Consider the following 20,981-nt stretch of genomic DNA (forward strand, 5'->3'; position numbering starts at 1 on the left):
AACATAATAACTAGACTTTGTAACTTAAGTTACAGTTCCTAATGCTATAATGTGCACTTTTCTGGCTAAGTCAGAAAGTCCTGGAGCAGATACAGTTAGGTACTAACCATCCAGTGACAACAATCACTAGTGCCCATGATTAAGATCCTCCCCGTACACAGGTCAACCTGGCATACTTCCTTATAACTGAACTCTAGCCGAGTCATTAATAGGGAACACAATACTTGCCGACAGTCTTTATATTAAGGGCTGTCGGCTTTTTGTTATTTGGGCATGGGGTAATTGGTAATTGGTAATTGGTAATTGGTAATTGGTAATTGGTAATTGGTAATTGGTAATTGGTAATTGGTAATAGATTATTTCTCCCCTGCTTCCTCTGCTTCCTCTGCTTCCTCTGCTTCCCCAGTCCCCAGTCCCCAGTCCCCACCCATAAAAGTTCCCCACAAACGGTTGATAACTTGACATTAGCTTGCCAAGGCCACAACCAGTTGTGGGGAGAGTATGATCAAATTAGGAATGTTATCGATTTTGAGTGCTCAATGTCAGCACTCGCTGTAGTAGACGCAAATCCACTACTCGAACCAGTACACAATTTGTATCAAGACATAGCCTGAATAATGTAATCAAAGTAGGGTGATGCTTCCGCAGCGTCTTCTGCACTCAATAAGTCAAGGGCAGCTTTTTTGAGGGAAGCGATCGCTTCTACCATTCCAGGTACGGGAACACCAAGTGAATTGTACATTTCCCTTACACCAATCAAACCAATTTTTTCGATTGGCTCTTTGTCGCCAGCAAGTACGCCGTAGGTAATCAGGCGTAAATACCAACCAAAGTCACGGATACATAGAGAACGCTGACGTTCGCCGTAAGCGTTGCCACCAGGAGAAATAAAGTCAGGACGCTTCTGCCATAATTGTTTGGTTGCTTCCTGAACTATCTTTTTTTCGTTTTCAGCTAGAGTACTGGCAATCCTGGTGCGCTTTACACCAGTTTGCATAAAAGCTTGGATGCTTTTCAGTTCGCCACTGCTGGGATAACGCAGTTCATCGTCGGCTTGGAGAATAACTTGGCTAATTACAGTCATGATTATTGCAATCACGCGAAATATTATTTGCTAGTTTAACGAGTTGGAGGTACACAAGTGAAGGGTTATACGCAGCGATGTATTGAATTGAAATGATTAGGGATTGGGGACTAGGGATTGGGGACTAGGGATTGGGGATTTGGAAAAAGCAGGCGGCAGGGAGCAGGGGGAAAAAATAAATTAAAAATTCCTCCTATTACCAATTACCAAACCCCAAATGACAAATGACAAATGACTAATAACAAATGACTAATACAAATTGGCAACAGGGTGAATTAATTGAAGTGACGATCGCGGATTTGAGTGATACCGGTGATGGTGTTGGCAGATATAACGATCGCGTTGTCTTTGTCCCCGATTCGGTACCAGGCGATCGCGTTGTTGTGCGCTTGTTACACGTGAAGCCGAAATACGCCCACGGCAAAATTCAGGAATTATTGCAACGATCGCCTCATCGTCAAAGACCAAGTTGTTTTGTGGCTGATAAGTGCGGTGGTTGCCAATGGCAGCATATTAATTATGAATTCCAACTTACAGCTAAACGCAATCAAGTCATCCAAGCTTTGGAACGCATAGGTGGTTTCACGCAACCATCTGTAGATCCTGTACTTGTACCAGTTTCTCCTTTGGGTTATCGTAACAAAGCTACATATCCAGTCGGGAAATCTTCTACAGGGCAGGTACAAACTGGTTACTACCAAAAAGCTAGCCACCAATTAATTAACTTGAATCAATGCCCAGTGCAAGACTCGCGATTAAATCCCATACTTGCTGAGGTGAAGTTGGATATTCAAAAGCGGGGTTGGCAAATTTATGATGAACGTCGTCATCAAGGGCAAATCCGCCATCTAGGTTTACGCATTGGGCGGCGCACTGGGGAAATTTTATTAACTCTAGTTGTTAAAGATTGGCATTTACCAGGTATTGAAACCCAAGCACAGGAATGGGTGCAACGCTATCCGCAGTTAGTAGGTGTATCGTTAAATCGCAATCGCGATCGCACTAACGCCATCTTTGGTAGTGAGACTCGCTGCATTGCTGGTATGCCATACTTGCGCGAAAAATTTGCAGGATTGGAATTCCAGGTACTACCCGATACGTTTTTTCAGGTTTATACTGAAACAGCAGAGGCACTTTTAGAAGTAATTCAGTCAGAACTGAATCTACAAGGGTATGAGGTGTTGGTGGATGCCTACTGTGGAATTGGAACTTTGACCTTGCCTTTGGCGAAACAAGTACAGCAAGCTACCGGGCTAGAAGTACAGGCAGAGGCAGTACAGCAAGCAATTTTGAACGCCCAACGTAATGGAATTAATAATGTCACCTTCCAAACCGGGGCAGTAGAAAAATTGCTGCCACAGATGGAAAGCGTCCCAGATGTGGTATTACTCGATCCGCCTCGCAAAGGTTGCGATCGCGCTGTCATCGAATCTTTACGGCAAACGAAACCACAAAGAATCGTTTACGTCAGCTGTAAAGTAGCTACCTTGGCTCGAGACTTGAAGCTGCTCTGCCAAGATGGGCTATATACGCTCACACGGGTACAACCTGCTGATTTTTTTCCGCAAACTGCTCATGTGGAAGCTGCCGCATTTCTTGCGTTATCACAATAATACGGGGGTACTGCCACCTTGACAAAAACTCAAATTTCAAATTTGTAGTCTATTGCATAGTAAAAATGCTAAAATTGAATTAAGCTAAAAATAGATTGATTTTTTTAAAAAACTGAAGTTGCATAGGCTCAATTAAATTATGAATCGGATTGTTAAATGCCAAATCGGCCAACAGACATAACACAAAAATGCTACTTTTAATTATTAGCATTTTTTTAGTGCCTGACTGCCTTTGGATATAACTCCAAGCCGTTTTATGTATTAAACAATCTCTAATTCATAAATAGAGTCAATGCTCCCTAGCATTTTCAAAATTTAGTTTTAAAGACGCAAGTTTGAAGGCAGCATGACCACCTCAATATTTATCAGGGTGCCTGTGATAGCAAACTGATGTCTAGCTAACTGAAAGCTATGGGGTTTCTCTTGTGATTACCATCTCGCTCCGTCCAGTTGGACGTTATTGGGGCACTATTAGTTTTGCCTCAACTCTCTATCTGTGTCCAATCTTAGATTTACTCTTGGCAGAAATTCCAGAAAGAATGCAAGCAGAACTGAGGCTAGGACTCCAAGAGGCCTTAGTCAACGCGGCAAAACATGGTAATAACCTAGACCCTAGTAAAACAGTCTTAGTACGTTTTTCCTTGATAGATAATCAATATTGGTGGATTATATCAGATCAAGGTAACGGTTTTAGTCCATCATCTGAATCTGAATCTGATTCTGATTGCGATCCCGATCCCATTGACTATCTCCCTCCAGATGAAGCAGAAAGTGGTCGAGGTTTATGTCTACTACATCAAATCTTCGATCAAGTAGAGTGGAACCGTAAGGGCACAGAATTAAGGCTTTGTAAACAGCTAGAAACCCCGCGCCCCCGCCTATCTCTGCGGCGGTGATACTAGGGATTGGGGATCGGGGATCGGGGATTAGTTATTGGAGATTGGGTATTTGTAAAGAGTTTAGAGTTCAAAGTCAAGAGTCTAAATTTATTAATTCTCCTTTTTCTCAGTCCCCAGTTCCCAGTCCCCAGTCCCCAGCCCCTACTCCCCAGTCCCCTTCCCCTTATCCCCATGAGTCGGACAAGGGGGAGCAGAAATAGAACGATCTAACCAACCAGTAGCCTGTTCCAATCGGGCGAGTGCTTCTTGTGGCTGATCCTTCAGTAGAAACACCAGAGCGGCGGCGGCCTGTTCACGAGCGCGGGAATTGCGGTTAGACTTGAGGCGATGCCAATCATTAGGAGAAATGCTGAGTCTCTCCATGAGAGCTTGGGCTAGTTCCAGAGTGCTAAATTCATTCAGTTGACTGGTTTTAGGCAGCTGGGTAGGTTGAGACATAACTCTAAATACTGAGTACTAAATGATAAGTGCTGAGTTAGTCTATAGTCTCAATTTTAGCTATTGACTATTGGCAGACTCACATTTAATCATAATTTACTACTGCAAAATGAAGCCGCCTAAACAGTTTTCTAATTCTTCAACCGAGGGAAATTCCGAAGCCGATTTTGAACAAGAACTGCAAGAAGTAGAGCGATCGCTTTTCTCTCTTAAGGAACGATACAATCAAGTGCAAAGCGATCGCGAACAAAAGGCACAATGGCAACAGCGTCGCCAAGAATTGCAGCAAAATAAAAATCCTGCCCCAGAAATTAAAGCAGAGTTACGGCAAATTAAACAGCAGTTGGAAGCGCTAGAACTCAACCTAGAAAGCCAATTATTTTCTTGGCGTAGCTTCAAGAAACCTTTCTGGCAAGCCGTCCGCTTTGGTGGAATGGGCGTTATCATAGGCTGGATATTAAAGTCCTGTGCTGGGTAAATTATGGTAAATCGACGAATTGTAGAAATATTGCGAAGTGGTGAACCTGATGACTCTCTCTTAGTTCAAGGCTGGGTGCGGACTAAACGCGAGTTGAAGGGGTTTGCTTTTATAGAAGTTAATGACGGTTCATCTTTGGCAAATTTGCAAGTTGTGATCAACGAAGATGTGCCAGACTACGAAGTGATTTTAAAAAAAGTCAATACAGGTGCGGCGGTAGAAGTAGCTGGTGTGTTGGTAGCTTCCCAAGGGAAAGGACAGCGAATTGAACTGAAAGCCGAAACCGTGAAAGTCTATGGTGAAGCTGATCCCGAAGTTTATCCACTGCAAAAGAAACGCCACTCCTTTGAATTTTTGCGTACCATTGGACATTTGCGATCGCGCACTAATTCTTTTGGTGCAGTTTTCCGCGTCCGCAATGCTTGTTCGACAGCCATTCACAACTTTTTCCAAGAAAGAGGCTTTTTGTGGGTACACACACCCATCATTACAGCTAGCGATTGTGAAGGCGCAGGCGAAATGTTTAGCGTCACCAGCTTGGATTTGAAAAATATTCCCCGCACAGACAACCAAGCTGTCGATTACAGTAAAGACTTTTTTGGTAAACCCGCATATTTAACTGTTAGCGGACAGTTAGAAGCTGAAGTGATGGCGATGGCGTTTAGTAACGTCTACACTTTTGGCCCTACCTTCCGTGCAGAAAATTCCAACACCTCGCGCCACTTAGCCGAATTTTGGATGGTTGAGCCAGAAATGGCATTTTGTGACCTTAATGGTGATATGGATTTAGCTGAGGCGTTTCTCAAATATATATTTAAATATGTGTTGGAAAAATGCCCAGAAGATATGGAATTTTTTAATCAACGCATTGATAATTCTGTATTAGCAACCGCAGAAAATATTATTAATAATCAATTTGAGCGTTTAACTTATACAGATGCCATCAAACTTTTAGAAAAAGCCGATTTCAAGTTTGAATATCCTGTTAGTTGGGGTCTGGATTTACAATCAGAACACGAACGCTATTTAGCTGAACAACTGTTTAAAAAACCAGTAATTGTTACCGATTATCCAGCGCAAATTAAAGCTTTTTATATGCGGTTAAACGATGATGAAAAGACTGTGCGCGCAATGGATATTCTCGCACCGAAAATCGGCGAAATTGTCGGTGGTTCACAACGGGAAGAACGGCTAGACGTGCTAGAACGGCGTGTATTAGCACAAGGAATGAAACCAGAAGATTTATGGTGGTATTTAGATTTACGTCGCTTTGGTTCTGTACCTCACGCTGGTTTCGGCTTAGGTTTTGAGCGCCTCGTGCAATTTATGACGGGAATGGGAAATATTCGCGATGTAATTCCCTTCCCTCGAACCCCTGAAAACGTGGAATTTTAATTTCATATAAAGCTACAAAAAAGTAAAGTAATAAGATGCATAAGGCTGGGAATTTCAACCTCATTAATGGCTAGAATAAAATTATGAATATTCACGCCTTAATGCATCATTATCTGTAGTTCAAAAACTTATTGATCAAGTATTTCCCGTCTGCGTCTCTCCCTTTCCTGCTGCTCTACTCTTGCCCGTGCTTCCGTATATTCTTGTACTGCTAGCCTAGATTCTTCTATCAATTGGTACTTTAAATTAACAGCAGGTTTTTCATCACCTAAAAGTGACATTAATTCTCGTCTTTTTGGTTTATCAAGTGTAAGAAACCATTTCATAAAAGCTGTTAAAATTTGCTCTTGGGAACCGGATATATCATCATAGGCAACGAAACAAGTAGGACAAACGTACACAAGATAAACTTTATCTCGCCACAGTACATATCTCATTTTTAGTCCCTGAGACATATATCCTCGCGTAACCTTACATTCTTGGCTAGATATATCTTTACTAGCAATACAATCTAAAATCTGAGTCGGAGAATATAAATTGTAATATACACTTTTATATGCTATCGTTCCAACCAAAACAGAACTGAGATATCCTGGTAATATTTCTCCTGTTGAGGAGAGCCAAGAGAATTTAGACAAAACTAAAGAGTAATGATATCTTGCTGATATACAATCTTTAATTGAATCGTTAACAGTAGCATCATTATCAAACCCCATTAACTTGTAATAATCGGAAGAAAGCGCATCTTTTTGACAACTTTTAGCAACGTTGGTCAGTATTTTCATATTAACCTGTGCATAACTGCTCATGGGTATTAACAATAATGCAGAGCTAGTTACAAAGAAAGTAATTAAACTTTTGAATACAAGTTTTCTCATTGATTTCCTTCTCTTATTACCTTTTCTAATTCATCTGATGCTTTTGGAATAGTATCTTTATACTCCCAAGGATTTTTAGTGTTAATTGCAGTATTATTTGGATTTACTACATCTTTTTTCTGTTTAACTGGTAGTTGCTGATTACTTCGGGCTTTTATAGTGTTTTTTTGTTGTGGCTTTGTTCGTAAAGCAGTGCGCTTGATCTGAGGTTTTTCAGCTTCTATTGCTTCCTGTTGTCGTTTGCGCTGAATTAAAAGTGCGTCTTGTCGCCTTTTTTGTACTAATAAATCATCTTGTATTTTTTTCTCCTTAATTAAAACTTCTAGCTTCTCCTTTTCGGCTCTAGCAGTAAATTCTCTTTTAATAGCCGCTTGTCTCTCTTGCTCTGCTTTAAAAGCAGCTTGACGTTTTTCTTTTTCTACTGCTTTGCTTTGAGGTTGTTCGGCTTCTACTGTTTCAGATACAGGTAAATTTAAAGGACTTATTGTTGGTTTAGGTTTAGCTTCATTTATAGTTTCTGGAATTTGGTTAACTGGTGAGGAAACTATACTAGGAATAGTAATTGGAATATTTTCTACAGGAGAAACTTGAGTTTTTATACTGGATTGGTTAATTGCTGTAATAGCAAAACCAGAACATAATATAACTCCTAAGCTAATGAAAAATTGCCCATATATTTTGCTTTTAGGAGTTTGCTTATAAGAAGTATTTAATGATTTTATGGCAGCAACTGATACAGTAGCTACAGAAGTCGATAACGCAGGAAATTTAACTTTGCTAGCTGATTGGAATATTCTTGGTTGATATAGTTTATGAGTGTTATGTAACTCTTTTTCTATATTTTGTAATTGCAGCAAAATAAATTGTGTATTTTGAGGCCGCTGGCTTGCGCTGGGAGCCATTAAATTGTCTATTAAGTCTGCAAAAAGTGGAGAAATATTTAATGCATATTTTCGCCAGTTCAATTCGTTAGTCAGAGGGTTATAAATTTCTTTATCTTGGGGTTCTTTACCTGTGAGTAGAAAAATAAAAGTTCGCCCCAAAGCGAAAAAGTCTGACTGTGGTACTGAATAACCATTTTGTTGCTCTGGCGGTGAATATCCTTGTGAAATGATTCTGGTATGAGAATTTCCTGCCAAAATAGTTGTAGTCACTTGTCGAACCGCTCCAAAATCAATTAAGACAAGCTGCCCACTAGGTCGTAACATGATATTCTGAGGCTTAATATCACGGTGAAAATATTGATGAGCGTGTAATTTAGTGAGAATTTCTACAAGTTGCTTGAGCCAATTGAAAGCTTGAGATTGAGAAATCGGTTGATAGTTATGAAATTCCATCCATTGCTCTAAATCTAAGCCCTCAATTTTCTCCATCACTAAGCAATGCAACGGGACAGAGCTATTTTTAGGTAAAACTGTAAAATAAGCATCTGAATCTACCCTGGGAATTCCAGGATTATCCAACTGGCTTAAAACTTTTGCTTCTTGCTGAAATAGTTCAATAGCTTTTAAATTATTCTCTGTTAGGACTTTTAAGACTTTAAGTGTACCTCCATCATCCACTTCAAAAGTCTTACCAAAGCCTCCATGTCCTAGTAGTTTCAGTACTTGATAGCGACCTTGCAGCAGAATATCTGACCCACAGTTACGGCAAATGCGGTTTTTTGCATTTGCTGGGTCAACAGATTTTGGGCAATGAGGATTGATGCAATAAGACATTTAATAGTAATAGAGTCCTCAAGCCATTGTTTTGTATTAATGGTTAGAGGTATCAGAATATAAATTTCTATTACTATAGTTCCCTAAAAATCTAGGCAAATTAACGTTGTCGTTATAACCTCAGCTTTTTACCCCTCTTTTAACCTGTCTGACTCGCTTCAAGGATAAAACGCCTGCTGGATTCCTTGATGGTGCGTTGCGCTTCGTGACAACACACCTTACAAAAGACCACCATAATCTTGTGATTTGGTGGTTTTGCTGTCTTTATTTAATTACGAATTACGAATTACGAATTACGAATTAGTAATTATTATTCGACTTCATTAAAAAGATGTTCTTCTAATAAAGGTTGTACCTTGCGGAATTCTTCTGGAGAAAGTAGTTCAGGTTCACCTGTGTTGGAAATGCGGGCAAAAAAGAGCAGGGGATCTAGTGGTGTATAAATGGCGTATTCCTGTTCTTCATCGTAGAAGCTAGCCAAGAGTTGTAATTGTTCTGGCTCTAAATCTGCTTCATCATCTTCGATTTCTAATGTGAACAGTTCTGAGTCTTCTACAGGAGGTAATTCGCCAGCAACTGTGAGTGCATAGGCGGTATTTTTTAACATGAGATTTTGCTCTGACAACACGGCTTGAGCAGTAGCAAAAATCTTTTCTAGAGTGTAATCATCTTCTACTAGAACGGCTTCTTCTTCCTCGTTTTCACCTTGCCAAGCAAAAATTTCTACAGGCGAATCCACAGGTAGAAGTAATACATATTCTTGCCCATCAACTGATAGGGAATGTTCAATGTAACAATCCAGAGTCCGCCCCTTGTCGTCAGTCAAGGTAATGGAACCAGCATTAGAGCGATCATTTTCGTCGGGAAATTGTGAGGAAAACATAGCCGAGATTTGGGACTTTATAAATAGCAGCAAATTTGGAGATCGTTTAACTATTTAATGACCGAATTGTGCCTGATAAATAGCTGGAGATGTAATACAACTGCCTGGTAATAGTTTTCAGAATATCATGTTAAAAGGTATCAATACTCAGCCGCTATTGCCGATTTATGAGATTGAGCGCGGCGAGCATCTAGCCATTGCTGCAAAATTAAAGCAGCAGCTTTGCGATCAATCAGAGCTTTGTGGCGTGATGGCGAGCGGTTTTCCGCCTTGAGCAGTTGTTTTGCTTGGAATGAAGTCAATCGCTCATCCACGTATTCCACAGGCAGTTGTAGGGCTTTAGCGAGCCTTTTGGCGAATTTTTGCACTTGACGTGCCTGAAAGCCTAAGGAACCATCCATTGAGTAGGGTAAGCCGATAACTAGTACTTGTACTTGACGTTGATTTACTAGTTGTCGTAGTTGTTCCACATCTTGTTCAAAAGATGTGCGCTCAATTGTGGTGATTCCAGTTGCGATTAAGCCTGTGCCATCACAACCAGCGACACCAATACGTTTACGACCGAAATCTAATCCTAAGGCTGAAATCAATGTTTGTGGTTGCTCCTGAGTATCAACTGAAGGTGGAAGAATAAAGTCTGAAATTAGCTCATCTATCAAGAGATATTAGTTAAATTAGCCACTAGGGGCAATTTTAAACCAATTAGCGCCTCATCTTTTATACTTTATCCTTCATCCTTTTTCATGCTGTGCATCTGCTGGTTCAGGCTGGCAAGATGCTTCAAAGGCAGCAGGTTCTGATTTAGTTGGCACTGTCCTCTCGGGCGATCGCGTTGGCAGTTGTGTCCATGACATCCCACCAGGGATAGGCTTACGGGCTGGTTGTAGTCCTTGCAACACTTCTGGCCATTGAATGCCTTCGAGGGAGACAAATTTTGACTCTCGTAATTTGTGCCATACTGAGCGAGACATAATTAAAGTATGTTCGATGCGTTTAGCTCCAATACGCTCTAAATACTCTTCTCGCTCTGGTTGATAATCGGAGGAAGCTAGTCGCAATCCTTGTTGGGGAAAATCTTGGACAATGCGCGCTAGCTGAGACAACAACTCAGGATACAGCCAAGTATAGGCAGGGTGAACCGTCAGGGTTGCTACGTGGGGGGTAATACCCTTGCGATCAAGTTGTACCTGAAAATGTCCGATCGCAGCTTTGCGTTGGGGTTCAAATACGTAGCCACTGACTACTTCTGTTTTCGTTACCCATTGTTTGACAGCATCACTTAAGGCTCCAAACAAACTCGTTTTGAAGTCACGGGTATTGCGATCGAACACCTGACGCACCAAAGGCGGCATTGATGCTGTATCTAATTGATAAAGCAACTGAGCATCAGCATTACTTATAGGCAGTAGGTTAGGCAAATCTGGCTCTGCTTGTGCCAATTCACTCAACAATTCCGGTTCGATTTCCCAGTAGGTCATTTCTGCCAACCGTTGAAATCCGTTTTGCCGATATAATGCTAAGGCTTCGAGGTCATTAACATTAACTTCCAGTATCCAAGTCCGTGCTTCGACCAGTGACTCAAAGCAATGCCGTAACAGTTGCGAACCTATTACTTGCTTATCTGTAGCACGGTCAAGCATCACCCGATCAACACGCCAAGTACTGCGGGTACGGTTGAACGGAGACACCTGAATCATTCCCAGCAGCATTCGCCCTTGCTCTGCTACGTAGGAACAAAATAGATACTGTAAAGGGTTGGGGAACCAACTTAAAAATTTCAAAAAGCCATACCAGCGTCGCAGCCATTGCATCTGGCGTGTGGCAGAATCAGCTCCCTTGGGAGTGAGAGCTGCGAATGACTCTTGATGCAGGCGTTCGATACCGTCCAAATCCCGGTATTGGACTGGTCGGACGATCACGCTGAGATTTCGAGGAAGTAGTGAAGTCATTTTAATTCGAGCCGCCATTAAGCCTTAATTAACTGCTCTTGCTGAGTAATTGCTGCAATAATAATATTAGCGGCTTTCCGCCTCTAGCTAGTGATCCAAAAGAGTGATCTTGCTGACAAAATACTGAAAATAAATAAAAAAAGCAGATTTGATGATAACACTCTTAGCATATATCAACAATATCCGCTTTATTTTTATGTAAATATTAAGTGAAATTAATTGAAAGTTTAAATAATTTACAAACCTTGCCGAGAAGCGAGCTTTTCAAAATAGGCTTGGGTTTGATGGAGTAATTGCTCTCGACTATCTTCTTGATTTGGCTTGAGAGGTGGAACCAGATTGCGAGCTTGTAAAGTCATGTGTAGCTGTAAATGGGCAACATACTCGCTAAAATCTTCATTTACTACACTTGTGCCCGTTAAGAGATTTGATTCCAATGCCACTGGTATTCTCCTTGATTAGTCTTGTGCAGTTTTTTCACATGAAAAAAAACTTATCACGTTGTTTAGCTTTACTTTTTATTTTGCAATGAAGTGTAATGTTGGGCATGGGGCATGGGGGATTGGGCATTGGGTAATTGGTAATTGGCATTTTTTGTGTCTTCCTCATCCTCCTCATCTCCCTCATCTGTTTCACCCTCCCGCTTCCATGCCCCATTCCCATTAAGGCACAATCAAAACTGGACAAGGAGAAAGATTAATCACGCGAGTGGTGACGCTATCAGTTGCTCCTTCATCAGTTAAGCCTAAACCCCGACAACCCATAATGATTAAATCTGCTGCAATTTCATCGGCAACATCACAGATAGTAAAAGCTGGTTTGCCTTGCCGTTCTAAAATTTCAGCTTGAATTCCTTGTTGAGAAAATAAAGTTTGGGCATTTTCTAAAAGTTTGGCTACCACATCTGGCGACACCATTGGATCGGCAACAGGTGCGTCTGTAGGTGGTTCTTCCACTACAGATAGTAGTACCAAACGACTACCATACTTCTGCACAACGTTGGTAACCACATCGGCAGCTTCTCTGGCTTCCCGACTTTGATCAATAGGAAATAGAACTGTCTTGAACATATCTCTCACCTCCGTACCCCGTACTCCGGTAAAATCTGGATGGTTCTACTTTCAAAACAATAACAAAAAGGCGATCAGGAGGGTCTGGCTGTGTCCAAAAAAACTTTAGCAAATTTATCTGCGACAGATGTATCTGGAAAACGTGCTTTAGTACGGGTGGATTTTAACGTACCTGTGGATGACCAAGGCAATATCACAGACGATACTCGGATTCGTGCCGCCCTGCCAACTATCCAAGATTTAACGCAGAAGGGAGCTAAGGTAATTCTAGCAAGCCATTTTGGTCGTCCCAAGGGCGTGGATGACAAATTGCGTTTGACTCCCGTTGCTAAACGGTTGTCGGAATTACTGGGTCAAGAAGTTATTAAAACAGACGATTGTATCGGTGATGATGTTGCCGCTAAAGTCGGTGCTTTACAAAACGGGCAAGTGCTGCTGTTAGAAAATGTCCGCTTCTACAAGGAAGAAGAAAAAAACGACCCAGAATTTGCTAAAAAGTTGGCATCCAATGCTGATTTTTATGTAAATGATGCGTTTGGTACTGCCCACCGCGCCCATGCTTCTACTGAAGGTGTAACTAAATTCCTTAGCCCCTCTGTAGCTGGCTATTTGGTTGAAAAGGAATTGCAATATCTGCAAAATGCGATTGAAAATCCCCAACGTCCTTTAGCAGCAATTATTGGTGGTTCCAAGGTTTCTAGCAAAATTGGTGTAATTGAAACACTGCTAGAGAAGTGCGACAAACTCATCATCGGTGGTGGAATGATTTTCACCTTCTACAAAGCCCGTGGTTTGAGTGTTGGTAAGTCTCTAGTTGAAGAAGACAAGCTAGAACTAGCGAAATCTTTGGAAGCTAAGGCTAAAGAACGTGGCGTTACCTTCTTGTTACCCACAGATGTAGTAGTAGCAGATAAGTTCGCTCCTGATGCTAATGCTACAACTGTCAGCATCGACAACATCCCTGCTGATGGCATGGGTTTGGATATTGGCCCAGACTCAGTAAAAGTATTCCAAGACGCGCTTGCAGATTGCAAGTCAGTAATTTGGAACGGGCCAATGGGTGTGTTTGAGTTTGATAAATTTGCTGTAGGTACAGAAGCGATCGCTCATACCCTCGCTGATATTAGCAAAACAGGCGCTACCACTATCATCGGTGGTGGTGACTCTGTAGCGGCTGTAGAAAAAGTAGGTTTAGCCGATCAAATGAGCCACATTTCCACTGGCGGCGGCGCTAGCTTGGAGTTACTCGAAGGTAAAATATTACCCGGTATTGCGGCTTTAGATGAAGCGTAATTACTAATTCGTAATTCGTAATTACGCTTAGGAATTCTTAATTACGAGTTATTTGTGATATCTCTGTGCTTATAAAAGCCAGGGATTAATAGCACTACTAAAGCAAACACTGCTGATCAAATACCCGACTTTTTGAAAAAGTCGGGTTTCTAACTCCCATTCAAGTAAGAGACATCCAAAGTCAGGTTAATCATAAAAAGTCCAGGGTCAAAAGCCAATTAGAATTTAGACTTTTGACCCTGGAAAAGTATTGTTGGATACTAGACGCGCATCAGCTAATTACAGCTTTTTGTCTCCTATTAGAGGTAATGAGAAAATTCACTACAATAAACCAGTAGTAAATTTCCAAGTATAGTTAGATGCAAGAGCATTGCCCGCTAAGTCCTTGACACCAGTGCTTCCGCCTTTGACCGTGACTGTAGAAGTAGACAAACTCAGTAAAGGAAGAATGGGTTTAAGTGTTGCCGTGCGATTAGTCTCATTATAAGTGACTGTAGCCAGTACACCTATGTTAAGTAAATTACGCAACTCAAAGTTAGTGCTATTAATCGTTGTTGAGTTGATCGGCTCACTGAAGGTTACTGTAACACTAGTAAAAATGCTAACACCAAATGCATTGTTACTAGGAGTAATAGCGGTTACAGTTGGAGCTGTAGTATCTCCCACAGTCGTAAATGACCAGGTGTAGTCCGCAGTCAAAGCATTACCTGCCAAGTCTTTGACACCAGTGGTTCCGCCTTTAATCCTGACAGTATAAGTAGTCGAATTTGCTAAAGCACTACTAGGTACCAGTGTTGCTGTACGATTAGTGGCATTGTAAGTCACTGTAGTAGTTACAAGTGTATTACTTGAATTCCGTAACTCAAAGTTGGTGCTATTAATCGTTGTGGAGTTAATTGCCTCGCTGAAGGTAGTTGTAATACTTGGGGAAGTGCTGACACCAGTTGCATTGTTGCTGGGAGTAGTAGAACTGACTGTTGGTGGCGTAGTATCCCCTACAGTTGTGAACGACCATGTGTAGTCTGTTGTTAAGGCGTTACCTGCCAAGTCTTTGATCCCACTGGCTCCACCTTTAATCCTAGCTGTGTAAGTAGTGGAATTTGCTAAAGCAGCACTAGGTGTAAGTGTTGCAGTCAAATTGCTACTGTTGTAAGCCACTGTAGCAGATTCAACTGTATTACTGGAATTCCGTAACTCAAAGTTAGTTGTATTGATTGTGCTGGAGTTAATTGCCTCGCTGAAGGTAGCTGTAATGATTGGGGAAGTGCTAACACCAGTTGCATTGTTGCTGGGAGTAGTGGAACTCACTGTTGGTGGAGTAGTGTCCCCTACAGTTGTGAACGACCAAGTGTAGTCCACTGTCAAGGCGTTACCTGCCAAGTCTTTGATCCCACTGGCACCACCTTTAATCTTAGCTGTGTAAGTAGTAGAAATTGCTAAATTACTGCTAGGTACCAGTGTCGCTGTGCGATTAGTGGCGCTGTAAGTCACAGTAGCAGTTACAAGTGTATTACTGGAATTCCGCAACTCAAAGTTAGCTGTATTAATTGTGCTGAAGTTGATGTCCTCGCTGAAGGTAGCTGTAATGGTTGTGGAATTGCTCACACCAGTTGCATTATTGCTGGGGGTTGTGGAGCTTACTGTTGGTGGGGTGGTATCCGTCGCTATGCTGGGAATAAACAGAATGTCAACCCAATAGTTAGCTGACTGGAAACTAGAATCTGGGAAACCGCCACTATATTTGTAGATACCGTTACTGCCACTTTCGCCATCGCGTAGCAGGTATAGTGGGCCGTTACTAATTCCAGAGTTAGCAAAGTATCCTAAATCTACAGCATAGTTCCCAGCAGGAGCATAGTAAGAAGCTACGTAGACGGTATTAGCAGTAATCTGCACTGGATTAGTAAAGTTTACTGTTTGCCAACCAGAGGTAGTTTCATTGGTGAAGGTTGCTGTAGCTAACTGCTGACCATTACTGCTCCACAGGGTACCAGTATGGGTGCCTGTATTGCCAACACCTTTGTAAAAGCGTACGCCAGTGATGTAGCCATTAACATTCGAGCGAAATTTGACTCCTAACTCTACAGCATTGCTGTCTGAGAATGATGGGTTTGCTGGAGTTGCGGAATTGTTCCAAATACTCTGAGGAGTTTGGTTTGCTGAAGTGGCGAATGACCAGCTGTAGCTTGTTGCCAAGGCATTACCTATCACATCTTTAACACCAGTAGCTCCACCTTTAATTGTTGCAGTGTAGGTAGTAGCAGTTGCTAAAGCGTTACTGGGCGTAAGTGTGGCTGTGCGATTAGTGGTGTTATAGGTAACTGTTGCAGGTATCAGTGTATTGCTGGAATTACGCAACTCAAAATTAGTTGCATTAATTGTTGTTGAGTCTATGGACTTGCTGAAGGTGGCTGTAATGCTGGCAACAGTACTTACATTTGTTGCATTGCTGCTGGGAGTTGTGGAACTGACCGTTGGAGCAATGTTATCAGAGGTGTATGTAGCAACGTAGGAACCGCTATTTCCTGGGAAAAAAGCATACTCAACCCCTTTAATTATAGAGGTAGTATAGCTAACATTATTATTACCATTGAGCGTAATATTGCCGAGTGTTAAATTACCAGAGAGCATTGGCAGCATTGCCTGCAAACCATTGGTATTACTGCCCTTGGTGATTGTAAAACTCAGATTGTTATTGTTCCATGCCAAGGAGCTAAAAGACGAACTGTTGCGACCATCGAGCCAAGTTAGAACTTGTTTGGCAGAGACAATTGGTATACTACGGGCTAGCGATGAACTAACTACAGCATCAGAAACTGATGAGTTAGCAAAATCAGTATGGGCGTTAACGTTGAATACACCATAATACCCCTCTGTACCGATCGCGCGATCAAGTAGGGTATCGATAGTGTAAGGGTAGGATTGTCCAGATTCATCTGTTAATTGGGTAGGTGCGCCAAACACATCAATCATTGCGCCGTCTTGGTTAACAAAGCGCATAGGCATACCAGAACCAGTAAAGAAACCAGGACGGTCTGTAATCCAAGTAGGTGGCCAATAGTAGTAAGTAGTATCTAATCTAATGCCATTATTCAATTCAATTTGTGGTGTACTGAACCAATCACTCCACACCAAGCAGTGATGACGTTGGGTTTTAGGGGATTCAATGCTGGTGTACTTACTAGTAAAGCTGCTTAGTTGCTGTGTATAGGCGATAGGTAATGAGCTAGCTGTGTAATCCGCACAGTTTGTATTTATGTGTAAAGCAACTTCAAAGCCCCCATCAATATTTACATATTGATTGGCTTGGACATTAGTTAGGGGTGAGTTGGAATAGATGTATGAAGTACCCCGGATACACTGCCAATCATCAACGGAACAACCAGCTGGACTGAGGGATTTAAATTGGTCAAACCTGCTAGCAGTACCTCCATTTGCATGGTCGTCACCACTCATCAGCACAACTGCCTTTTTACCATGAGGGAAATACCAGAAACGGGGTAGGGGTTTTTTTGGCAAGTTCATTTGCAGAATTAAGTTTGCCAGCAAGCGTTGTTGTTCATCAGCCTGGGGAATAGCAACCTTGTTGAGGTCTACCCAATCAGCTTGAGGATCACCACTCTTATTTCCGAAAAATAAGTCATCAGAGCGAATAGGTGAGAATCCATCTCGTTCTTGTTCAGCCCATGCTGGATTACCTTGACGAGTGAGGACAATAGAACGAGCTAAGTCGTAAGTAAATGCAGCAGCTTGTCCTCCATTACTACCAACACTATGGAGGGTAACCGCAGGATTAGAGGTTGATGTTGTGGCATTAGAGTAAAGTGTCGCTATACTGTCAGCACCATTCAGGGTATAGCGGTCAGCAGTTCCATGAAACTGCATAGTCTGATTGACAATGCCTTTGCCAGCAGAAGTGGAGTTATTAACTAGCAAATAAGCATTTGCCAGTGTGGATGCAGCATCCGTTAGCCCCAACAATCCTGCTAGTTGTTTGTCAGGATGCATAGCAATTAGATTTCCCCCACTTGTCACCCAGTTAGTGAACATTGTTGCCTGAGCCGATGTCAGGGGCATTTCACTGAGGATGACAACATCATAGTTAGCCAATGTTGACGATGAAACTGATGAGATGTCACTGACATTGAACAGGTTCAGCCCTTCGGTGCGGAGAATCTCGGCGTAATAGTTGCTAAAGGGATTAGCAGCAGATGTAACTATGAGAATTGGCCCGCCTGGTGGCGATGGAATTGCTGCCATCAGCGTGGCTTTAGGAGTTTGAATCCTTCCTTCCCTTGTAGATGTCAGAGGTTTTTGCGGGGATTTGAGAACTTTGTTGCGATTCGATGGGTTTGCTACTTGCTTAGGACGAATAGGTAATAAGTTGTTTAACTTTACTGTCCTTTCACGTACACCACTATTCAAATTCCACCAATCTACATCTCCATTGCGGCTACCACTAGCAAAGCTTGTTCCATCTGGGCTGATAGCAACTCCTGTAACAGCATCAACTGTACTTAGGCGTAAGCGTAGCCCACCATTTTTGGCATTCCACACAAAAATTGTGTTTTCATCACCACCTGCTACTAAACTTTGCCCATTGCGACTGAAAGCAATCGTCTTGAGAGGTTTAGTAGCATCACGAAAAACTTGTATTTCTCTAGCATTAGCCACATTCCAAAGTCGAACTGTACGATCCTGACTGACACTAGCTAGGTTCGCACCATCTGGACTAAAGGCTAATCCTGTAACTGCATCTGCATGACTAGCTAAGGTTTGAAGTTTTTGACCTGTAGTTAAGTTCCAAAAGATGACGGTACCGCCTGTGTCTCCACTCGCTAAAGTCTTGCCATCTGGACTAACGGCCAGAGTGTTGACAAAATTTCTGTGTCCTTCTAGAACCTTGGTGAGTTTGTTAGTATTTACATTCCATTGAAAAATCTTTGGATCTTCACCACTAGTAAATAAAGTCTGACCATCAGGACTCATTGCAAGTGTTCTCGGAGGGTGCTCTGGGCCTTCCAATATCTCACTTTCTTCACCTGTAATGAGGTTCCAAAATCTCACGACAGTGTCTTTACCAACTGTCCTCAAGATTTTGCCATCTGGACTGAAGACTGCGCCACTTACAGGTGCACCAAAGTGTCCTGGTAAATTCTTCATCAGATTGCCTGTTTTTGTGTCCAGCAAAGCAATCTGACTGTCGCTGACCCCAGTCGCTACTGTATTTCCATCTGGACTAAATGCGATCGCTGTTACTTCTCTGGGTTTTTGTAATGGCTGTGTTTGCGCTACTGTATATCCATGAAAATTCCCTATAAACAATATCACTAACAATGAGCAAATAAATAATCTCAAGTAATGAAAAAATTTTCTTCTCATACCTATCTAGGTACTATTCAAGTAACATTGAGATTATCCAACCAAACAACATTTTTTACAGATATCTTTATAAGAAATATATAAAAACCCGCATATATAATGTTTATTTTTATATAACACACTTCGCTATAGCAAATTACCAATTTTTCAGGAACATATGATGATCAATTAACATGCAAATATACTGATAAATGCATACTCTATTAAGAGTATATTATGTCATGACTCTTAGATAATAAGACTTTAATCTCCTATTCTTGCTAATTTTGATGCTTGATGTTTATCAGAGATAATAAATTTTGCAAACCAAAATTACAGTCTCATAGCTGTAGAATTCTGAAATTTAATGAATATTTTTCGTATTCCATATTCAGCGAAGAGCGATATGATAAATTTCCTGTAGATAACCTATGACAGCGCTCAATCGCTATCAAATTGATATTTGATAGAAGATAAAATATGTATAGCTTAATTCCTTTGGCGTGCCCATGAAATGAATTTTGGCGATCGCACCAAATTAGCTTTGTCAGTCCACTATGGTGAGATACCACTGACTCAAAATTTGCAGCACAGATACCCGACTTTTTCAAAAAGTCGGGTAGCAACTTAAATCAAGATATTTCTTAAAACGGGAAGAATTGCAGCAAAACTGAGCCAAGACTACCAATAAAGTCAAAAAAGCTGGGTTTACCGACGCTGACTTTACCATCTGGGGGCGTTTGCAGTTCTTTAATAAAAGCTTGGGATGTTTGGATTCCAGAACTATTTTGCTGAGATGTAAACAGCTTTTCGGCTAGTTGAGCATCTTGAAATGCGCCTTTGCGGTCTAGTATTTGGTAACGGGCAATACCACGTGCTAAGTATGCGCCTGCGTAGTCGTCTTTGACGACGATCGCTTGGTTAAAATAATCAATGGCTTGACGGACATTGCCTTTTTGTCCTTCGGCTACACCCCAAGCATAAAATTCTTCTGGTGTGGCAATTTGCGCTGGTATCCCCACAGCACCTTGCAGGTAAGTACTATTAAGATTGACTCCAGTTAATTCTGCATTTGCTAAATAGCTATTTCTTAAATCTGCACCTGCTAAATTTGCTCCCGCTAGTCTAGCGCCACTCAGGTTTACACCAAATAAACCAGCACCACTTAAATTGGCTCCTCTTAAATCAGCACCGGTTAAGTTTGCACGGCTGAGGTTAGCACCGGCAAGATTAGCACCGCTTAAATTGGCTCCTGTTAAGTCAGCTAATACCAAACCCGCATTTGTGAGGTCACAATTCTGACATTGTTTACTTGCCAATAATTGTCTAATATGTTCAGAATTTGCAGCTTGGGCGCTTGTTGTGTGGCTGATTATAGTTAAGAATACTGTTGTGGCTAGAAGTTGGCTTTTCATAATCGCTGCCGCCATATTAGTTACTCAATACTCAGCTGACGCTGAGAAATATTTATACTTCAGCTTATGATATGGGCAATATCAGCCATGTGCCATCTGTAGTATCATCAATTACTCAGCTACTTGGCTAACAGTGAACCCTGGATGCTCTAACTCAATACTGCTAGTGGTCTGGGTTGGCGCTGACCAACTCATTTTGGTAAATAAAACAAGACTTAACGTGAGGCCTACTGCTAATAATAATTTTTCCGACATAATAGTCACTCCCCACACCTGCCAGGCGATCGCTGAAAGCTTCAGCTTATGTATCAGTATGATTAATTTTGTACACAAGCTAAGTGACAAGTGCGGATATTCCCTGTGATATATATCTCACAGTGTGGTGATTGCGATCGCAGTTTTTGCTGTTGACGGTTGACTGTTGACGGTTGACTGGGGAAGAATTTTTTGTTAGTTGTACGCGATGATCGCGTCTGTTTGCATAAATAAACCTGCTTACAACCAGAA

The 20,981-nt window shown here is 41.6% G+C and carries 19 protein-coding genes; 5 read left to right on the plus strand and 14 right to left on the minus strand.

Features of this window, described 5'->3' with window-relative positions:
• Nucleotides 1-205: 205 nt before the first annotated feature.
• Both HG267_RS24425 and HG267_RS24430 read right to left on the minus strand, forming a co-directional pair.
• Nucleotides 206-427, minus strand: coding sequence for a hypothetical protein (locus HG267_RS24425; protein WP_063749811.1), 222 nt, complete (start codon nucleotides 425-427; stop codon nucleotides 206-208).
• A 171-nt stretch (nucleotides 428-598) separates the two neighbouring features.
• Nucleotides 599-1,084 carry an allophycocyanin alpha-B chain gene (locus tag HG267_RS24430; RefSeq protein WP_045868388.1) on the minus strand — a complete coding sequence of 162 codons (486 nt, stop codon included), beginning with the start codon at nucleotides 1,082-1,084 and terminating at the stop codon, nucleotides 599-601.
• A gap of 245 nt (nucleotides 1,085-1,329) precedes the next feature.
• Between HG267_RS24430 and rlmD the strand changes: the two genes are divergently transcribed.
• On the plus strand, nucleotides 1,330-2,697 hold the full coding sequence (rlmD, locus tag HG267_RS24435) for a 23S rRNA (uracil(1939)-C(5))-methyltransferase RlmD (RefSeq protein WP_045868389.1): 1,368 nt from the start codon (nucleotides 1,330-1,332) through the stop codon (nucleotides 2,695-2,697).
• A 425-nt stretch (nucleotides 2,698-3,122) separates the two neighbouring features.
• The gene (locus HG267_RS24440) at nucleotides 3,123-3,593 is read left to right on the plus strand and encodes an ATP-binding protein (RefSeq protein WP_045868390.1); all 471 of its coding nucleotides are present in this window, start codon (nucleotides 3,123-3,125) and stop codon (nucleotides 3,591-3,593) included.
• A gap of 144 nt (nucleotides 3,594-3,737) precedes the next feature.
• Here HG267_RS24440 and HG267_RS24445 read toward each other — a convergent pair whose 3' ends face one another.
• On the minus strand, nucleotides 3,738-4,034 hold the full coding sequence (locus HG267_RS24445; RefSeq protein WP_045868391.1) for a DUF6439 family protein: 297 nt from the start codon (nucleotides 4,032-4,034) through the stop codon (nucleotides 3,738-3,740).
• 109 nt (nucleotides 4,035-4,143) lie between these two features.
• Between HG267_RS24445 and HG267_RS24450 the strand changes: the two genes are divergently transcribed.
• Nucleotides 4,144-4,512: a hypothetical protein gene (locus HG267_RS24450; protein ID WP_045868392.1), complete on the plus strand. Its 369-nt coding sequence runs from the start codon at nucleotides 4,144-4,146 to the stop codon at nucleotides 4,510-4,512.
• A gap of 3 nt (nucleotides 4,513-4,515) precedes the next feature.
• Nucleotides 4,516-5,907 (plus strand): asparagine--tRNA ligase, encoded by a 1,392-nt coding sequence (asnS, locus tag HG267_RS24455; protein WP_045868393.1) that lies wholly within the window; start codon nucleotides 4,516-4,518, stop codon nucleotides 5,905-5,907.
• 128 nt (nucleotides 5,908-6,035) lie between these two features.
• Here the strand turns inward: asnS and HG267_RS24460 are convergent, their stop codons facing one another.
• The 8 genes from HG267_RS24460 to HG267_RS24495 all read right to left on the minus strand — a co-directional run bounded on the left by HG267_RS24460 (nucleotide 6,036) and on the right by HG267_RS24495 (nucleotide 12,405).
• Complete coding sequence (locus HG267_RS24460; protein ID WP_045868394.1) at nucleotides 6,036-6,785, minus strand: hypothetical protein; 750 nt, start codon at nucleotides 6,783-6,785, stop codon at nucleotides 6,036-6,038.
• Nucleotides 6,782-8,503, minus strand: coding sequence for a protein kinase domain-containing protein (locus HG267_RS24465; protein WP_052335068.1), 1,722 nt, complete (start codon nucleotides 8,501-8,503; stop codon nucleotides 6,782-6,784). The genes HG267_RS24460 and HG267_RS24465 overlap by 4 nt, the downstream gene beginning before the upstream one ends.
• A gap of 310 nt (nucleotides 8,504-8,813) precedes the next feature.
• The gene (locus HG267_RS24470) at nucleotides 8,814-9,386 is read right to left on the minus strand and encodes a DUF3727 domain-containing protein (protein WP_045868395.1); all 573 of its coding nucleotides are present in this window, start codon (nucleotides 9,384-9,386) and stop codon (nucleotides 8,814-8,816) included.
• Between the two features lie 140 nt (nucleotides 9,387-9,526).
• A complete protein-coding gene (gene ruvX, locus HG267_RS24475) occupies nucleotides 9,527-10,018 on the minus strand; it encodes a Holliday junction resolvase RuvX (protein ID WP_045868912.1) in 492 nt (163 codons plus the stop codon).
• Nucleotides 10,019-10,117: 99 nt separating this feature from the next.
• On the minus strand, nucleotides 10,118-11,353 hold the full coding sequence (locus HG267_RS24480) for a GNAT family N-acetyltransferase (protein WP_045868396.1): 1,236 nt from the start codon (nucleotides 11,351-11,353) through the stop codon (nucleotides 10,118-10,120).
• 218 nt (nucleotides 11,354-11,571) lie between these two features.
• Nucleotides 11,572-11,772 (minus strand): hypothetical protein, encoded by a 201-nt coding sequence (locus HG267_RS24485; protein ID WP_045868913.1) that lies wholly within the window; start codon nucleotides 11,770-11,772, stop codon nucleotides 11,572-11,574.
• Between the two features lie 74 nt (nucleotides 11,773-11,846).
• Nucleotides 11,847-12,008, minus strand: coding sequence for a hypothetical protein (locus tag HG267_RS24490; RefSeq protein WP_155539002.1), 162 nt, complete (start codon nucleotides 12,006-12,008; stop codon nucleotides 11,847-11,849).
• Complete coding sequence (locus HG267_RS24495; RefSeq protein ID WP_045868398.1) at nucleotides 11,998-12,405, minus strand: universal stress protein; 408 nt, start codon at nucleotides 12,403-12,405, stop codon at nucleotides 11,998-12,000. Before HG267_RS24495 ends, HG267_RS24490 begins: the two co-directional genes overlap by 11 nt.
• A gap of 90 nt (nucleotides 12,406-12,495) precedes the next feature.
• Here HG267_RS24495 and HG267_RS24500 point away from each other — a divergent pair, with 90 nt between their 5' ends.
• Nucleotides 12,496-13,698 (plus strand): phosphoglycerate kinase, encoded by a 1,203-nt coding sequence (locus HG267_RS24500; protein WP_045868399.1) that lies wholly within the window; start codon nucleotides 12,496-12,498, stop codon nucleotides 13,696-13,698.
• Between the two features lie 321 nt (nucleotides 13,699-14,019).
• Here HG267_RS24500 and HG267_RS24505 read toward each other — a convergent pair whose 3' ends face one another.
• From HG267_RS24505 to HG267_RS24515, 3 genes are all read right to left on the minus strand, one after another.
• Complete coding sequence (locus tag HG267_RS24505) at nucleotides 14,020-19,029, minus strand: Ig-like domain-containing protein (RefSeq protein ID WP_052335069.1); 5,010 nt, start codon at nucleotides 19,027-19,029, stop codon at nucleotides 14,020-14,022.
• Between the two features lie 674 nt (nucleotides 19,030-19,703).
• Nucleotides 19,704-20,474: a pentapeptide repeat-containing protein gene (locus HG267_RS24510; RefSeq protein WP_045868915.1), complete on the minus strand. Its 771-nt coding sequence runs from the start codon at nucleotides 20,472-20,474 to the stop codon at nucleotides 19,704-19,706.
• 111 nt (nucleotides 20,475-20,585) lie between these two features.
• Nucleotides 20,586-20,729: a hypothetical protein gene (locus tag HG267_RS24515; protein ID WP_155539005.1), complete on the minus strand. Its 144-nt coding sequence runs from the start codon at nucleotides 20,727-20,729 to the stop codon at nucleotides 20,586-20,588.
• Nucleotides 20,730-20,981 lie beyond the last annotated feature (252 nt).

The sequence above is a fragment of the Tolypothrix sp. PCC 7601 genome, assembly GCF_025677855.1.
Taxonomy (GTDB): Bacteria; Cyanobacteriota; Cyanobacteriia; order Cyanobacteriales; family Nostocaceae; genus Aulosira; species Aulosira diplosiphon.

Coding starts and splice junctions, on each gene's coding strand:
- HG267_RS24470 (WP_045868395.1), bottom strand. CDS start 9,386: ATGTTTTCCTCACAATTTCCCGACGAAAATGATCGCTCTAATGCTGGT.
- HG267_RS24495 (WP_045868398.1), bottom strand. CDS start 12,405: ATGTTCAAGACAGTTCTATTTCCTATTGATCAAAGTCGGGAAGCCAGA.
- HG267_RS24480 (WP_045868396.1), bottom strand. CDS start 11,353: ATGGCGGCTCGAATTAAAATGACTTCACTACTTCCTCGAAATCTCAGC.
- rlmD (WP_045868389.1), top strand. CDS start 1,330: ATGACTAATACAAATTGGCAACAGGGTGAATTAATTGAAGTGACGATC.
- HG267_RS24445 (WP_045868391.1), bottom strand. CDS start 4,034: ATGTCTCAACCTACCCAGCTGCCTAAAACCAGTCAACTGAATGAATTT.
- asnS (WP_045868393.1), top strand. CDS start 4,516: ATGGTAAATCGACGAATTGTAGAAATATTGCGAAGTGGTGAACCTGAT.
- HG267_RS24430 (WP_045868388.1), bottom strand. CDS start 1,084: ATGACTGTAATTAGCCAAGTTATTCTCCAAGCCGACGATGAACTGCGT.
- HG267_RS24460 (WP_045868394.1), bottom strand. CDS start 6,785: ATGAGAAAACTTGTATTCAAAAGTTTAATTACTTTCTTTGTAACTAGC.
- HG267_RS24465 (WP_052335068.1), bottom strand. CDS start 8,503: ATGTCTTATTGCATCAATCCTCATTGCCCAAAATCTGTTGACCCAGCA.
- HG267_RS24450 (WP_045868392.1), top strand. CDS start 4,144: ATGAAGCCGCCTAAACAGTTTTCTAATTCTTCAACCGAGGGAAATTCC.
- HG267_RS24510 (WP_045868915.1), bottom strand. CDS start 20,474: ATGAAAAGCCAACTTCTAGCCACAACAGTATTCTTAACTATAATCAGC.
- HG267_RS24515 (WP_155539005.1), bottom strand. CDS start 20,729: ATGTCGGAAAAATTATTATTAGCAGTAGGCCTCACGTTAAGTCTTGTT.